Annotated in this window: 14 protein-coding genes; 6 read left to right on the top strand and 8 right to left on the bottom strand. The window is 52.5% G+C overall.

The annotated features are described in order from the left end of the window. Window positions 1–15: 15 nt before the first annotated feature. The gene (gene msrQ, locus FDX09_RS11885) at window positions 16–642 is read right to left on the bottom strand and encodes a protein-methionine-sulfoxide reductase heme-binding subunit MsrQ (RefSeq protein ID WP_137347248.1); all 627 of its coding nucleotides are present in this window, start codon (window positions 640–642) and stop codon (window positions 16–18) included. Further along, window positions 643–1,647, bottom strand: a complete 1,005-nt coding sequence (gene msrP / locus FDX09_RS11890; RefSeq protein ID WP_137347249.1) for a protein-methionine-sulfoxide reductase catalytic subunit MsrP — start codon at window positions 1,645–1,647, stop codon at window positions 643–645. A gap of 187 nt (window positions 1,648–1,834) precedes the next feature. Here msrP and FDX09_RS11895 point away from each other — a divergent pair, with 187 nt between their 5' ends. From FDX09_RS11895 to FDX09_RS11905, 3 genes are all read left to right on the top strand, one after another. Continuing rightward, window positions 1,835–2,557, top strand: a complete 723-nt coding sequence (locus tag FDX09_RS11895; RefSeq protein WP_137347317.1) for a response regulator transcription factor — start codon at window positions 1,835–1,837, stop codon at window positions 2,555–2,557. Beyond that, complete coding sequence (locus tag FDX09_RS11900) at window positions 2,554–4,035, top strand: HAMP domain-containing sensor histidine kinase (protein WP_137347250.1); 1,482 nt, start codon at window positions 2,554–2,556, stop codon at window positions 4,033–4,035. The genes FDX09_RS11895 and FDX09_RS11900 overlap by 4 nt, the downstream gene beginning before the upstream one ends. 87 nt (window positions 4,036–4,122) lie before the next feature. Next, window positions 4,123–4,797: a CPBP family intramembrane glutamic endopeptidase gene (locus FDX09_RS11905; protein WP_042308544.1), complete on the top strand. Its 675-nt coding sequence runs from the start codon at window positions 4,123–4,125 to the stop codon at window positions 4,795–4,797. Window positions 4,798–4,827: 30 nt separating this feature from the next. Here the strand turns inward: FDX09_RS11905 and FDX09_RS11910 are convergent, their stop codons facing one another. Beyond that, window positions 4,828–6,078 (bottom strand): MFS transporter, encoded by a 1,251-nt coding sequence (locus tag FDX09_RS11910; RefSeq protein ID WP_137347251.1) that lies wholly within the window; start codon window positions 6,076–6,078, stop codon window positions 4,828–4,830. Between the two features lie 107 nt (window positions 6,079–6,185). Between FDX09_RS11910 and FDX09_RS11915 the strand changes: the two genes are divergently transcribed. From FDX09_RS11915 to bioD, 3 genes are all read left to right on the top strand, one after another. Next, window positions 6,186–7,094 carry a LysR family transcriptional regulator gene (locus tag FDX09_RS11915; RefSeq protein WP_038640495.1) on the top strand — a complete coding sequence of 303 codons (909 nt, stop codon included), beginning with the start codon at window positions 6,186–6,188 and terminating at the stop codon, window positions 7,092–7,094. 118 nt (window positions 7,095–7,212) lie between these two features. Continuing rightward, window positions 7,213–8,433: a sugar metabolism global transcriptional regulator Mlc gene (gene mlc / locus FDX09_RS11920; protein WP_085049336.1), complete on the top strand. Its 1,221-nt coding sequence runs from the start codon at window positions 7,213–7,215 to the stop codon at window positions 8,431–8,433. A 125-nt stretch (window positions 8,434–8,558) separates the two neighbouring features. Continuing rightward, window positions 8,559–9,254, top strand: a complete 696-nt coding sequence (gene bioD / locus FDX09_RS11925; protein ID WP_121529033.1) for a dethiobiotin synthase — start codon at window positions 8,559–8,561, stop codon at window positions 9,252–9,254. Here the strand turns inward: bioD and clcB are convergent. The 5 genes from clcB to ynfE all read right to left on the bottom strand — a co-directional run bounded on the left by clcB (window position 9,210) and on the right by ynfE (window position 15,196). Further along, window positions 9,210–10,499, bottom strand: a complete 1,290-nt coding sequence (gene clcB, locus FDX09_RS11930) for a voltage-gated ClC-type chloride channel ClcB (protein WP_137347252.1) — start codon at window positions 10,497–10,499, stop codon at window positions 9,210–9,212. The genes bioD and clcB overlap by 45 nt on opposite strands. A gap of 117 nt (window positions 10,500–10,616) precedes the next feature. Next, entirely contained in the window at window positions 10,617–11,231 is a 615-nt protein-coding gene (gene dmsD / locus FDX09_RS11935) for a Tat proofreading chaperone DmsD (protein WP_137347253.1), read from the bottom strand. A gap of 42 nt (window positions 11,232–11,273) precedes the next feature. Continuing rightward, the gene (locus tag FDX09_RS11940) at window positions 11,274–12,128 is read right to left on the bottom strand and encodes a dimethyl sulfoxide reductase anchor subunit family protein (RefSeq protein ID WP_137347254.1); all 855 of its coding nucleotides are present in this window, start codon (window positions 12,126–12,128) and stop codon (window positions 11,274–11,276) included. 1 nt (window position 12,129) lies between these two features. Continuing rightward, window positions 12,130–12,747: a DMSO/selenate family reductase complex B subunit gene (locus FDX09_RS11945; RefSeq protein ID WP_038640507.1), complete on the bottom strand. Its 618-nt coding sequence runs from the start codon at window positions 12,745–12,747 to the stop codon at window positions 12,130–12,132. 10 nt (window positions 12,748–12,757) lie between these two features. After that, a complete protein-coding gene (gene ynfE / locus FDX09_RS11950; protein WP_137347255.1) occupies window positions 12,758–15,196 on the bottom strand; it encodes a selenate/tellurate reductase subunit YnfE in 2,439 nt (812 codons plus the stop codon). Window positions 15,197–15,247: the final 51 nt, after the last annotated feature.

Genomic DNA, 15,247 nt, shown 5'->3' on the forward strand with positions numbered 1-15,247 from the left:
GAAGTTTACCGTGAATCATTCACTTTTCATAAACACACCTTTGTATCCGCTTTTGCGTAACCACTTTTTATAGCGAAATACCAGCAGCACAATAAAACAGAAGGCGTAGATAATAGGGGACGGTGATAACACTTTGACCGACCATAGGTAATGAACCGGGAGTAAAATGGCAGTCAGGTAGACGTAGTTGTGCAACGTTTGCCAGCGTTTGCCCATTTTACGCTGTGCGGCCTGCGTGGAGGTCAGCGTCAGCAGGAGTAAGATAACCCAACCCGTCATGCCCAGCGTGAGCCATGGCCGTGAAACCAGCTCTCGCCCCAACAATCCTAAATTTTGTATACCCAGCTCCAATAGCGCATAGCTGGTCAGATGCAGTGTGGCCCAGGCAAAACACCATAATCCTAACAAGCGTCGGGTACGAAACAGCAAAGGCTGCTTTGTATAGCGTGCGAGCGGCGATACCAGCAGGGTGGCAAGCAAGAATTTTAGCGCCGTAATGCCGGTAAAATGCTGAATGTCTTTCCCGGGATCGGCGCCCAGCGCACCCTGTTGCACTGCCCAGAAGAGCCATAGCAGGGGTAAAAAACCGGCGAGATGCAGTAGCACTTTCAGGCCGGTTATCTGCTTTGCCGTTAATCTCACTTAAAAGTTCTCCCGTAGATCCATACCCCGATATAAAGAAGCCACCTCATTGGCGTAACCGTTAAAAAGTAACGTCGGCTGGCGTTGTACATCGAGAATCCCGCCGGAACCGATAAAACGTTCCGTCGCCTGAGACCACCGGGGATGATCGACATGTGGATTAACATTGGCATAAAAACCGTATTCGTTTGGCGCTGACATATTCCAGGTCGTCGGCGGGCGCTCACGTGTCAGCTTGATACTGACGATCGATTTAATACCCTTGAAGCCATATTTCCAGGGGACCGTCAGGCGTATCGGCGCCCCGTTTTGCGGCGGCAATGCTTTGCCATACACGCCCACGGTCAGAAGGGTAAGAGGGTGCATGGCCTCATCCAAACGCAAACCTTCAACATAGGGGTATTTCAACCCACCACCAATGAAGCGATCTTTCTGACCGGGCATTTCATCGGGGGCGTAGCGTGTTTCAAAGGCAACGTATTTGGCTTCGCTGGTGGGTTCAACCTGCGCTAATAATTTATGTAAGGGAAAGCCAATCCACGGCACAACCATCGACCACGCTTCAACGCAACGCATCCGGTAAATACGTTCTTCTAACGAAAAACGTGTGGTCAGCGCATCATGATCCAACGTTAAGGGTTTGTTCACCTCACCGCTGATGGTTAATGTCCAGGGATCGGTTTTCAGGCTACCGGCATTGGCGGCAGGATCGGCCTTATCCAGACCAAATTCATAGAAATTGTTATAGCCCGTTACCTTGTCTTCCGGCGTCAGGGGTAGTGTGCTTTGCCAGGCATCCGGTTTTATGAACTCGAGCGGTTTCCCCGCCGGTGCAGGCGCTCGATCGTTACCCTTAAACCAATTCAGTAGATTCGCCTGCGTCGGGGAGGCGAGAGAAGCGGCTGCAGCGCCTATTCCAAGCGCTTTGAGGACCTGTCGTCTTTGCATAAAAAAAACTGATTCGGCGGTAACATCAGCTTCCCGAAGTGGACGTTTTTTCTGCATAACTGTTCCTTTTTATTTTCATGTTAAGGAAAACAAAGCGACGTTTTCCTGTTGATGCGTGACTTTCTGTAACGACATCCTGGATCCAGGCGTATCCCAGGATCCTCACGAAAAGTTAAAAATTTTGTGATAACTTCCGCCCCTTGCCTGAGGTAAGCTTTCAGTACAACGAGAGGGGATGACACTGATGGCCGGCGCAAAAAAGATATTTTTGGTGGAAGATGACAGCGATATTGCCTCACTTTTGCAGCTTAGCCTGAAGGATGAGGGATATGAAATTATCCATGAGGCGGATGGAACGCGCGCGCTTGAACAACTGGAAAAACATGTCTGGGATGCGGTTATCCTCGATTTGATGCTGCCGGGTGTCGATGGTCTGGAAATATGTCGTCGCATTCGTCAAATGAGTTTCTATTTACCCGTCATCATTATTAGCGCCCGCACCAGTGAAACTCACCGCGTTCTGGGGCTGGAGATGGGAGCTGATGATTATTTAGCCAAACCTTTCTCCGTACTGGAACTGATGGCCCGCGTGAAGGCGCTGTTTCGCCGTCAGGAGGCGATGAGTCAGAATCTACGTTTGGAGGCGGGGATCATTAGCGTCCATGGCGTGGAGATTGATCCCTTAGCCCGAGAAGTCCGCCAGCATGGCAAATTAATCGATTTGACGCCCCGTGAGTTCGATCTGCTCTATTTTTTCGCTCGTCATCCCGGCGAGGTTTTTTCGCGTCAGGCGCTGTTAGATCATGTGTGGGGCTACCAGCACGAAGGGTATGAGCATACGGTGAACAGTCATATTAATCGTCTGCGGACCAAGATTGAAAAAGATGCTGCTGAGCCGGAAATTATTCTCACCGTTTGGGGACGAGGTTATAAGCTTGCGGCGAATAACGCGGAGCATCAGTCATGATTTATCGACTGTCTTTAAGCCAGCGGCTGACCCTGGTATTTACCGCGATTATGTTGATTTGCGCGGTAGCCGTCAGCGTTGTCCAGCTACGTAATAGTCAAAAATATGGCGACGCCATGGTGCAAAGGCTGTCGCTGGAACTGGCGAGCAAGATTGTCAAAAGTGAGTCACTGATTGATACCCGCGGGCAGATCAATCGACAGACGTTAAAAGGACTGTTTAATCACCTGATGACGCTCAATCCAAGCGTCGAACTGTATCTGGTTTCACCAGCAGGTGACATACTCGCCGATGCCGCACCGCCCGGGCATATTCAGCGCCAGAAAATTACCGTGCAGCCGATTCAGGATTTTCTAAATTCGGATGCTTTGCCAGTGTATGGCGATGATCCGCGCAGCAATCAGCAGAAGGTCTTTAGTGCGGCGCCAGTGATGCTTAACGGCCAACTGCATGGTTATCTGTACATTATTCTCCAGGGCGAAAATCTGCATATGCTGGCAAATACCGCCTGGCAGAAAACGCTCTGGAACACGGTGGCAGGAACGTTAATTCTGGTTTTATTAGCCGGCGGAATTGCGGGCTTGCTGGTGTGGCGATGGGTGACGCATCCGGTAAAAAGGTTGACCGCGCAGGTGGTCAAAATGGAGCAGGACAGTATTAGCGTCATTAAGCAGTTGGCGCAGAAAAAGCCCGATCCGTCACCGGGGAATGAAATTGCGTTGTTGAACAATGCGTTTATAGAGCTGGCACAGCAAATTGCGCAGCAGTGGGATTTGTTAGCTGACAGCGATCGCCAGCGCAGAGAGTTTATCGCCAATATATCTCACGATTTGCGCACGCCGCTCACCTCGCTGCTGGGCTATCTGGAAATGTTGTCGCTGAAAGCCGACACGATAACGCCAGAGGAAAACAGGCATTATCTTAGTATCGCGTTGCGCCAGGGGCATAAGGTTCGCCATCTGTCACAACAACTGTTTGAGCTGGCGAGGCTGGAGCACGGCGGCATAAAACCTCAGCGCGAACGTTTTGCTATTGGCGAGTTGATCCAGGATGTGGCGCAGAAGTTTGATCTCCCTGTTGCCACACGCCATTTGCAGTTACACCTTAATGTGATGGGGCCGTTACCGCTGGTAAATGCCGATTTATCGATGATGGAAAGGGTGGTGACGAATTTGCTGGATAATGCTATCCGGCATACGCCTGACGGAGGGGATGTATGGCTAAAAATCTGGCGTGATGAAGACCGACTGGTCGCAGAGGTGCAGGACAGCGGTCCAGGCGTGGAAATGGGGGTACGCGAAGTGTTATTTCAGCGCCCAACCGCGTTAACTCCCCGTGAGCAGCGCGGCGGTCTGGGATTGCTGATTGTGCGAAGAATGCTTGAACTGCATGGCGGCGATATCAATCTGGTTAATTCAACGGCAGGCGCGTGCTTCCGCTTTTGGCTGCCGCTGACGGATTCGCCATACATAGGGTAAATGTTGGTAGGTTGTCAGTGATAATGAGAATTTTTATCATATATCGATAATTCATCATCTTATACTCGACAAGTGCAAGGAGATTGTATGTCACAGGATGTCGACAACCAATATATCGCCCGGACCAAAGCCGTTGCTGGCTGTTTTTCTATGTTTTTGCTGATGTTTGGCCTCACGTTTACCCCGTTGTTTTTTCCCGCAAGCCAGGAGCTGCTCGCCAAAGGATTACTCTTCCCGCTGTTGTTTATGCTGGAATTTATCGTATTGGTTCCGCTGTATTATTTCTTCTTCAGAAAAAGAGAGGGGCTGGGCAAAGGGATCTTCAATGCCCGCTGGTTTGGCATTTTATTTGCGGCCCTGCTTTTTATTCAGCTTATCTTGCCGTGGTTGATAGGTCTCAGACAAACCGAAGCGTGGGTAACCAGCCAGATATCTTTAAACAACTACGCGCTGTGGTTATCCACTCTGACCCTGATATTTTTTGCGCCAGTTTATGAAGAAATTGTTTTCAGGGGCTGTTTATTCAACGCATTCCAGTATTGGTTCAATAATAAAACCTGGCTGTCGTCAGTCGTGGTATCGATCATTTTTGCCGTGATGCATACCCAGTATGTGGATCTGCGCACGCTGCTGATGCTGTTTCTTGTGTCGCAGGTTTTAATCCTTGCCAGACTGAAAAGCAACGGACTGCTGATGCCGATGACGCTGCATATCGTGATGAACGGGACGGTTATTGTCCTGCAAATGGCAGCGTCTTCATAAGTAATGATGCCCGAAGCCGGGCATCCTTGATTAAACGTGCAGACGATGGTGCAAACGCGCACCGACCAGCAACGCCAGCACCAGCATCAGGGCGATAAATCCGCCCACGCCGTTCCAGCCGTAGCTATGCCAGAACACACCGCCCAGCGTACCGGCAATACTGGAGCCCAGGTAATAGCTGAACAGATACAGGGAAGAAGCCTGGCCTTTAGCGCGTTTTGCCCGTGGCCCAATCCAACTGCTTGCCACAGAGTGCGCGGCAAAGAACCCGGCAGAAAAGAGCAGCATCCCGGAGAAGATCAGCCATAGTGAGGTAAACAGGGTCATCAATAGCCCAAAAAGCATCACGCCGGTTGAAACGATCATCACCGGGCCGCGACCATAGCGGGTAGTCATGGAGCCTGCTTTCGGCGAACTCCAGGTCCCGGTCAGATATGCCACGGATAACAGGCCGACAACTGCCTGACTGAGTTCCCACGGAGAGAGCATCAGTCGATAGCCGATGTAATTAAACAGTGTGACAAACGACCCCATCAGCAAAAAACCTTCCGCAAACAGTAGCGGTAACCCTCTGTCGCGCCAGTGTAAACGGAAATTGATGAACAATGATTTAGGTCGCAGCGACGTGGGCCTGAAATGACGGGACTCTGGCAAAATTTTCCAGAACATCAGCGCGGAGGCGAGGGCAAAACAGCCGATCGCCGCCAGCGCGATACGCCAGTTGAAAAAGTCGGTGAATACGCCGCTGATCAAGCGACCACTCATACCGCCAATTGAGTTCCCACTGATATACAAGCCCATTGAGAAAGCCACAAAGCTGGGATGAATTTCCTCACTCAGATAGGTCATCCCCACCGCCGCCACGCCGCTCAGCGACAGACCGATCAGCGCGCGCATGATTAAAATCCCGTGCCAGCTGGTCATCATTGTTGAAAGCAGTGTACAGCAGGAGGCGAGTAGCAGTGCCGTAACCATTACCGGCTTACGACCTATCGCATCGGAAAGTGGGCCAGTAAACAGTAAACCGATGGCCAGCATTGCCGTAGAGATGGAAAGCGAAATACTGCTGCTGGCAGGGGAAACCCCAAACTCGTGCGAGAGCACCGGCAGTATGGGCTGCACGCAATAGAGCAGGGCAAATGTCGCCAGCCCGGCAGAAAACAGCGCCAGCGTAACGCGCATAAAAGGGGATGTGCCGCGTTTGATAAAACCATCCGGCAGGGTAACGCTCTCGTCAATATCGCTTGCCGGCGCGGTATCGACCGTTGTTGTACGACTCACTTGGAATCCTTGCTTAATATTTTGCTACTACAGGACCAGCCTTAAGAGTATGAAAATCCCAATATTCTGTCTAATATATTAATAATCTCAAATAATATTTTAAAAATATGAATATCGAACTTCGTCATTTACGCTACTTCGTGGCGGTTGCGGAAGAGTTGCATTTTGGTCGGGCGGCAGCGCGGCTGAATATTTCGCAACCACCGTTAAGCCAGCAGATCCAAATCCTGGAACAACAGATTGGCGCCCGGTTATTGGCGCGAACTAACCGTAGCGTGGCCCTCACTGCCGCCGGAAAACAGTTTCTGGCGGACAGCCGACAGATCCTTAGCCTGGTTAATGAAGCCGCCGCCCGGGCAGAGCGTTTGCATCTCGGAGAAGCAGGGGAATTGCGTATCGGCTTTACGTCATCAGCGCCGTTTATCAAAGCGGTGTCAGATACGCTCTCCCTGTTTCGCCAGCGCTATCCTGTGGTGCATATGCAAACCCGCGAAATGAATACGCGCGAGCAAATTGCCCCACTTAACGAAGGTACTCTGGATCTGGGGCTTATGCGCAACACGCAACTCCCGGAAACGCTGGCGCGAGAGGTTATTCTGCATGAACCGCTGATGGCGATGATCCCACGAGCGCATCCGTTGGCGCAAAAGCCCGTAGTGACGCTGACTGAACTGGCTAATGAGCCATTTGTCTTTTTTGACCCGCATGTGGGAACGGGGTTGTATGACGACATTTTGGGCCTGATGCGTCGCTATGACCTCAAACCGACGATTACTCAGGAGGTAGGCGAGGCGATGACCATCATTGGGTTAGTGGCCGCGGGGTTGGGCGTTTCGATCCTGCCCGCTTCCTTTAAACGGGTGCAACTGTATGAAATGTGCTGGATCCCGATAGCGGAAGAAGATGCCGTCTCCGAAATGTGGTTAGTCTGGCCTAAGCATCATGAGCAAAGTCATGCCGCGCAACGTTTTCGTGAACAACTGCTGGCGGCGGTCCAGGCGATTAATTTAGTTTAAATATGGGTGAAAATGTGCAGTAAATCACAAGGCTAAGTAAAAAGTTGACGGAAGCCATTGAAGTGCTTCACCATAGCCCGCAGATTATTTCGGAGCGCGAAAATAAAGGGAGTAAGTGGTGGTTGCTGATAGTCAGCCTGGGCATATCGATCAAATTAAGCAGACCAATGCGGGCGCGGTCTATCGCCTGATTGATCAGCTGGGACCGGTATCGCGTATTGATCTCTCTCGCCTGGCACAATTGGCGCCTGCCAGTATTACCAAAATTGTCCGCGAAATGCTTGAAGCCCACCTGGTACAAGAGCTGGAAATCAAGGAAGCAGGGAGTCGTGGGCGTCCGGCCGTGGGGCTGGTTGTCGAAACCGAAGCCTGGCATTATCTATCCATTCGCATCAGTCGCGGCGAGATTTTTCTGGCGCTGCGCGATCTGAGCAGCAAGCTGGTGGTTGAGGATTGCCTGGAAATGGCGCTGGTCAGTGAAACACCTCTGCTGGCGCGTATCATTACCCAGGTCGATCAGTTTTTCATCCGCCACCAGCAAAAGCTGGAACGCTTGACCTCCATCGCCATCACGCTACCTGGCATAATCGATACCGAAAACGGCATCGTACATCGCATGCCGTTTTACGATGATGTCAAAGAGATGCCGTTGGGCGAAGCGCTCGAAAACCATACCGGCGTGCCGGTCTATATTCAGCATGATATCAGCGCCTGGACCATGGCGGAGGCGCTTTTTGGCGCGTCACGTGGCGCACGCGATGTCATTCAGGTCGTTATTGACCATAACGTCGGTGCAGGGGTGATAACCGACGGTCATTTACTGCATGCCGGGAGCAGTAGCCTGGTGGAAATTGGTCATACGCAGGTGGATCCTTACGGTAAACGCTGCTATTGCGGTAATCATGGCTGTCTGGAAACTATCGCCAGCGTCGACAGCGTGCTGGAACTGGCGCAGGTGCGGCTGAAGCAGTCAATGAGCTCTTCACTGCATGGACAACCGTTAACGGTAGACGCACTGTGTCTGGCGGCGATGCAGGGTGATTTATTGGCAAAAGATATCATTAGCGGCGTCGGGACCCACGTCGGACGCATCCTTGCCATCATGGTGAATTTGTTCAACCCGCAAAAGATATTGATTGGTTCTCCGCTCAGCAAAGCAGCGGATATACTGTTTCCCACCATTGCTGACAGCATTCGTCAGCAGGCGCTCCCGGCGTATAGTCAGCATATTGTGGTCGAAAGTACGCAGTTTACCAACCAGGGAACCATGGCGGGGGCCGCGCTCGTTAAGGACGCGATGTATAACGGTTCTTTGTTGATACGTCTATTACAGGGTTAACATTTTTTAACTGTTGTACGAAAAATTGCGCTATCTCAAGCTGATTCCGGTCGTCATACCTTAGACTTTCTCCACTGTTTTATTTTCCTGACTTATATTTTCAAAGCATAACGGTGGAGTTAGTGATGCTGAAGCGTTTCTTTATTACAGGTACAGACACTTCTGTTGGGAAGACCGTGGTTTCCCGCGCATTACTACAAGCGTTGGCGTCAGGGGGTAAAAGTGTCGCGGGCTACAAACCGGTAGCCAAAGGAAGTAAGGAGACACCTGAAGGTTTGCGCAACAAAGATGCGCTGGTGCTGCAAAGTGTTTCATCTATCGAACTGCCGTATGAGGCGGTCAACCCGATTGCGCTGAGCGAGGATGAAAGCAGCGTAGCGCATAGTGGTCCGGTCAATTACACCTTGCTATCCAACGGTCTCGCAAGCCTGAGCGAAAAAGTCGATCACGTTGTCGTGGAAGGTACCGGCGGCTGGCGGAGTCTGATGAACGATCTGCGTCCACTATCTGAATGGGTGGTACAGGAACAAATGCCGGTGCTGATGGTGGTGGGTATCCAGGAAGGTTGTATTAATCATGCCATTCTTACCGCACAGGCGATCGCCAGCGACGGATTGCCGCTGCTTGGCTGGGTCGCAAACCGAATCAACCCAGGGCTGGCGCATTATGCGGAAATCATTGACGTGCTGAGCAAAAAATTACCTGCGCCGCTAATCGGCGAACTGCCGTATCTGCCTCGCGCAGAGCAGCGAGAGCTGTCACAGTATATCCGTCTGTCAATGCTTGGCAGCGTGCTGTCGGTAGATAGAGTCCTGGCGTAACGTTCTCGACAGCACTGACGCCACCACGCAAGCGATCAGTAATCCGGGGAGCAAGCGATACTCCCCGGTCATTTCACAAACCATCAATGTAGACATAATTGGCGCATGCGTGGTTGCTGCCAGTAGCGTGGCCATCCCCGTTAATCCCAGCAGAATGGCAATTTCATCCGGACCCGGAAGCCATAATCCCCACGTCCGTCCCAGCAGCATGCCGACAGACAGACCGACAAACAGCGTTGGCGTAAACACCCCGCCCGGCGCACCGGAGCCACTGCTGGCAAGCACCGCCAGTAATTTGCAGATAAAGATCCCGCTAACCACGGTCAATAGCGGTGGCGAGAGCAGATATGACTGCACCACGCTGTAGCCATTTCCCCAAACGGCAGGAGTGAGCAGCGACAACAGGCCAACGATCAGCCCGCCAAGCGCCAGTTGCCACGGTGGCGAGAGTTTTAAGCGCAAAAAACCGTTATGGCTGGCGGTCATCAACCACATAAACAACGGACCGCAGACGCCGGCAACCAGACCTGTGCTGAGAATCATAGCGTATTCCATCACATGCAGTTCCCGTGTGAAGTGCACGGCATAGAGCAACGCATTGCTGTCGCTCAGTACATTGGTGGTCAGCAAGGCGACGACGGCGGATACCACCACCGGTCCCAGCGAGGCGAGGATCATCGTGCCAAACAGGACTTCAGCAATAAATAAACTGCCCGCCAGCGGGGCATGATACGCGCCGGCCATACCTGCTGCCGCTCCACAGGCGATCCATAATTTCCATTCGGCGCGCGGTGTGAAACGTTGAGCAAAGCTGGACGCGGCCAGCGCCGCCAGCAAAATCATGGCACCTTCACGCCCGATAGCACTGCCGCTGGCGACAACCAGTAACGATGCCAGTGACTTTACCAGGCTGGCGCTGACGTCGAATTGACCGTCCGTTTGCAGGGCTTCCATGTAATCTGTGGGAGCCTGTGGTCGTAAACGGTTGAATTTTTGCCAACCCCAGAGCAGTAAGCCAGCTGCCAGGCCGCCCAGCGCGGGCGTCAGCATGCGTCTTAACGGAGAAAGATTTGTCGCCGCATTGACCAGACTGCCCGTGTCGTTGCTCAGGAACAACCATTCAAGAAGGAACATGGCATGGCGAAAGCCTGCGACGGCCAACGCGGCAAGGATACCAATCAGCGCGGCGATCAGCAGGCGGCGAAACATAGCGCGCAGGTCAGGATAAGCATGTAAATGGTGCATGAGTGGCCAGACAGGGAAATTCAGAGGCTTTATTTTGCGGCTATTTGGCAACAGAAGCAAAAGCTCAGCGTGCGCAACGGTATTATGCAGGCAGGATACATCCTGCCTGTGGCGACATTAACGAAACAAAGGCTTATCGGCTACTGGAATTAATAATTGCGATCGCCACTTTGCCAGCGTCAGGCGCGCCAGTTCTGCCAGAGCCCGGTAGAACGGGTGGTTCGCATGTTCGATAAACACGTCAAGGAAACGCGTTGACCACGGTAGCAGATGCCAGGCTAACAGCTGTTCGCACTCGGTGTGGCGTCCGTTTTCAGCAAGCCAGGCCGTCAGTAACAGCAGCGCGCCAAAGTGATCTTCCGGTTCATTTTGCTGCACGGCAAACTGGATCCCGTTGTCACGCATCCACTGACGTAATGCCAGCGTGGAATTGCCAAACAAGACATTTTCACGATCCAGCCAGACGGAACCCCAGGGCGGCGAAGGTAGCGCGTAAGGGCCGACAAACAGTCGCTGCCAGGCTTGCGGGAGCGGCTCATCGGCCTCGGTCTGCAGTTGTTCAGCCAGCGCAGAAAGGGCCGTGGGTTCAAGCGGCCACTGCGCCTGCCAGCCATCGGTTTTTAGCGCACTGACCAGCGCAGAAGCTTCTGTACTGTCTGGCGCATAGTAGAACAGCGCACCCAATACGCGCGCCGCGGTAGAGAAGTTGTCACGTTGTGAAAAATGGGTCATGCAAACAATCCTGAAAAGTGCGGGTTGCCCCGCACCCGAGTATTAACCTGCAACAGCCATTCCGACTGTCATATGTAAGCCATAAAACAAACCGCGGCCAATAATTTCACCGGCAAGCACGAAAATTAAACCCAGCGCCAATCCGCCGACAGCCGGTTCTTTGCGACGAATTAGCGGGCATATCCAGCAACCCAGCCCCGCAGCCAGCATCACGATGCGCCAGACCTGTAAGCTTGCGTAGTCGGGAACCAGAGCGCTGGCGTGTTGTACCGAACTGTGAATTTCGCTGAGCGATACGCCCTGCAAAACGATAATGGCCACACTCACCAGTAGGGCAAGTATGCTGATTCCGGCGAATCTGGCGGCGTTAAACGACACGCTTGCAGCGCGTAGCAGCAGGGCGGCAAACAGCGGGCCACTCAGCAACATCGTCATGAAAAACGCCAGCGTAGTATAGCCATTATACCAGGTCGGAACGGTGTCTATCTGGTAGACGTTAGTCATCGCCAGAACAAAAACTAGACCAAGCAACATGCTGAGCAGCAGCCAGATTTTACCTAACAAAGCCGGCATTTTACCGAGAAACGCCACCAGCCACCACAGGCCACCAACAGCGAAAAACAGCGAACCGCTGGCGATTTCGTTACTGAGCGCCGATGCGCCGATTCTGTTCAGCGAGTTAAACGCGCGTAGCGGTGAACCTAAATGCATTATTGAGGCGAGAAAGGCGATGCCCATTACCAGCCACAGAAAAAACATACTGCGCACGATACGTTGTTTTGCCACATCGTCTTTGGTGGTTAACCAGCCATACCCACTCACGATCAGCGCCCCGGCCACACATTGACCCAGCACCGTAAACAGGACCAGCGGCCATTCATGCCATCCATTTCCCATTTTACACCTCCTTCGGATTAGCCAGAAAACCCGTGGTATCCCCGGTCGGGCGGCTATTGGCATTGGGTTTAATCACAATACTCGGCCTGGTAAAATGCGCGCCCGGTAACGGGGCAACCGCCGCCAGCTCACCATGTTTTTTGCGCAGCTCATCAAGCGGACCAAAGTCCAGCGCGCGTAGCGGACAGGACTCGACGCAGACAGGCTTTTTGCCGTCGGCGACGCGATCATGACAGCCATCGCACTTGGTCATATGACCTTTAGCTGCATTGTACTGCGGCGCGCCGTATGGGCAGGCCATGTGGCAGTAGCGGCAGCCTATGCATACGTCTTCATCCACCACGACAAAACCATCTTCACGTTTATGCATGGCGCCACTTGGGCAAACCTTGGTACAGGCTGGATCTTCGCAGTGATTGCAAGAAATGGAGAGGTAATAGGCGAAGACATTCTGATGCCAGACGCCGTTATCCTCCTGCCAGTCACCGCCCGCGTATTCATAAATCCGTCGAAAGCTCACCTCAGGCGTGAGATCTTTGTAGTCTTTGCAGGCCAGTTCGCAGGTTTTGCACCCGGTGCAACGACTGGAATCAATAAAAAATCCATACTGAGTTGTCATGGGCTAGTCCTTAAACCTTCTCGATCTCGACCAGGTTAGTGTGCTGTGGGTTGCCTTTTGCCAGCGGTGAAGGGCGCTGGGTTGTCAGCGTATTGACGCAGGCACCATGGTCAATTTTATCGCCAGCCATATCGGCATCGTGCCATGCGCCCTGACCCATTGCGCTTACGCCGGGCAGGATCCGCGGCGTCACTTTGGCCGGGATACGCACTTCACCACGATCGTTAAAGACCCGCACCACATCGCCGTTTCTGATTCCCCGCTTTTGGGCATCGACGGGGTTGATCCATATTTCCTGGCGGCAGGATGCCTGGAGAACATCAATATTCCCGTAGCTGGAGTGGGTGCGGGATTTGTAGTGGAAACCAAACAACTGCAGCGGGAATGAACTGCGTTTTGGATCGTCCCATCCTTCAAACGTTGAGGCGTAAATGGGAAGTGGGCTTATCACCTCATCCTTTTGCAACTCCCAGGAGTTGGCAATTTTCGCCAGTCGGCTGGAGTAGATTTCAATCTTGCCAGAGGGGGTTTTGAGCGGGTTGGCCTGCGGATCGTCGCGGAATTTTTTGTAGGCGACAAAGTGTCCGTTGGGATCTTTGCGTTTATAGATCCCCATTTTCTTCAGCTCGTCATAAGAAGGGAGCGCGGGGTCTTTAGCCAGCATTTTTGCATACAGATACTGGAGCCACTGTTCCTGGGTACGGCCTTCAGTAAAACGTTGGTAGATATCGTCGCCAAGACGTTTCGCTACTTCGCTCATTATCCAGTAGATCGGTTTACGTTCGAACTTAGGCGACGTCGCGGGTTGAATAAAAATGAGGTACCCCATGTTGCCCGCGTAGTCGTTGGGAATAATATCCTCCTGTTCGACGGTCATTAAATCAGGCAGCAGAATATCGGCATATTTGGCCGAAGATGTCATGAAGTTTTCGATGACCACTATCATTTCGCATTTCGTCTCGTCCTGAAGGATCTCATGCGTTTTATTGATATCTGAGTGCTGGTTGGTGATGGTGTTGCCCGCATAGTTCCAGATAAATTTTATCGGCACGTCGAGCTTATCTTTCCCACGAACGCCATCGCGGGTAGCGGTCATTTCCGGGCCCCGGACGATGGCGTCGGTCCAGCTAAAGCAGGATATCTGAGTCTTGATGGGATTTTCAGGCAGTGGCATGCGCTCAATCGTGATGGTGTAGGTTGATTCTCGTGCGCCGCTATTGCCGCCGTTGATGCCGACGTTGCCGGTCAGAATAGGCAACATGGCGATCGCGCGTGAGGTTAGTTCACCGTTAGCCTGACGTTGAGGACCCCAACCCTGGCAAATATACGCCGGTTTAGTGCTGCCGATTTCCCTTGCCAGTTTGATTATGCGCTCGACTGGGATCCCGGTGATGTGCGAGGCCCATTGTGGCGTTTTGGCGATACCGTCATCACCGTTGCCAAGAATATAAGCTTTGTAATGCCCGTTAACGGGAGCATCGGCGGGCAGGGTTTTCTCGTCATAACCGACGCAGTATTTGTCGAGAAACGCCTGATCGACAAGATCTTCGTTAATCATGACCCAGGCGATTCCCGCTACGAGTGCAGCGTCGGTGCCCGGACGAATAGGGATCCACTCATCCTCTCGACCCGCTGCAGTATCGGTATAGCGGGGGTCAATGACGATCATCCGGGCGTTTGAGCGCTCCCGGGCTTGCTCCAGAAAGTAAGTTATGCCGCCGCCGCTCATGCGCGTTTCGGCAGGGTTATTGCCGAACATCACCACCAGTTTCGTGTTTTCGATGTCTGAGGTACTGTTGCCTTCGTTTGAGCCATAGGTATAAGGCATTGCCGCCGCGATTTGCGCGGTGCTATAGGTACCGTAATGGCTCAGGAATCCGCCATAGCAGTTCATCAGGCGAGCGACCAGTGAGGCATAAGGGGAGGAGCGTGTAATGTTGCCGCCGACAATGCCAGAGGTGTAGTTGATATACACGGCTTCATTACCGTATTTCTGTACGGTATTTTTTAAACTGGCGCTGATAGTATCCAGGGCTTCCTGCCAGGTTATGCGCTCAAATTTACCTTCACCGCGCTTACCCACGCGTTTCATTGGATAGTTGAGGCGATCCGGATGATTAATTCGGCGACGGATAGAACGACCACGCAAACAGGCGCGAACCTGGTGCTGACTATAAATATCATCCCCGGTCGTATCGGATTCTACCCATACGACCTCATCGTCTTTGACATGAAGTTGCAGGGCACAACGGCTTCCGCAGTTCACGGAGCAAGCCCCCCAAACGACTTTTTCTTCTGCTGGTTGTAATGCTTGTTGTACCGCAGCCGCTGCGGAGCGCATTCCGAAAGGTAATGAGAGTCCGCCTGCGGCAAGCGCCAGCGAACCAATAGCCGAGGATTTCACTAACGTCCTGCGGCTGATGCCTCCATATTGCTCAGTTTCAGACATAACTCCCTCCATTATAGTTATCGCTATATATTAATTTCTATAACGAAATTA

The sequence above is a fragment of the Citrobacter sp. wls717 genome (genome assembly GCF_005280955.1).
Taxonomy (GTDB): domain Bacteria; phylum Pseudomonadota; class Gammaproteobacteria; order Enterobacterales; family Enterobacteriaceae; genus Citrobacter; species Citrobacter werkmanii.

Coding starts and splice junctions, on each gene's coding strand:
- msrP (WP_137347249.1), bottom strand. CDS start 1,647: ATGCAGAAAAAACGTCCACTTCGGGAAGCTGATGTTACCGCCGAATCA.
- FDX09_RS11895 (WP_137347317.1), top strand. CDS start 1,835: ATGGCCGGCGCAAAAAAGATATTTTTGGTGGAAGATGACAGCGATATT.
- FDX09_RS11900 (WP_137347250.1), top strand. CDS start 2,554: ATGATTTATCGACTGTCTTTAAGCCAGCGGCTGACCCTGGTATTTACC.
- FDX09_RS11905 (WP_042308544.1), top strand. CDS start 4,123: ATGTCACAGGATGTCGACAACCAATATATCGCCCGGACCAAAGCCGTT.
- FDX09_RS11915 (WP_038640495.1), top strand. CDS start 6,186: ATGAATATCGAACTTCGTCATTTACGCTACTTCGTGGCGGTTGCGGAA.
- bioD (WP_121529033.1), top strand. CDS start 8,559: ATGCTGAAGCGTTTCTTTATTACAGGTACAGACACTTCTGTTGGGAAG.
- clcB (WP_137347252.1), bottom strand. CDS start 10,499: ATGCACCATTTACATGCTTATCCTGACCTGCGCGCTATGTTTCGCCGC.
- dmsD (WP_137347253.1), bottom strand. CDS start 11,231: ATGACCCATTTTTCACAACGTGACAACTTCTCTACCGCGGCGCGCGTA.
- FDX09_RS11940 (WP_137347254.1), bottom strand. CDS start 12,128: ATGGGAAATGGATGGCATGAATGGCCGCTGGTCCTGTTTACGGTGCTG.
- FDX09_RS11945 (WP_038640507.1), bottom strand. CDS start 12,747: ATGACAACTCAGTATGGATTTTTTATTGATTCCAGTCGTTGCACCGGG.
- ynfE (WP_137347255.1), bottom strand. CDS start 15,196: ATGTCTGAAACTGAGCAATATGGAGGCATCAGCCGCAGGACGTTAGTG.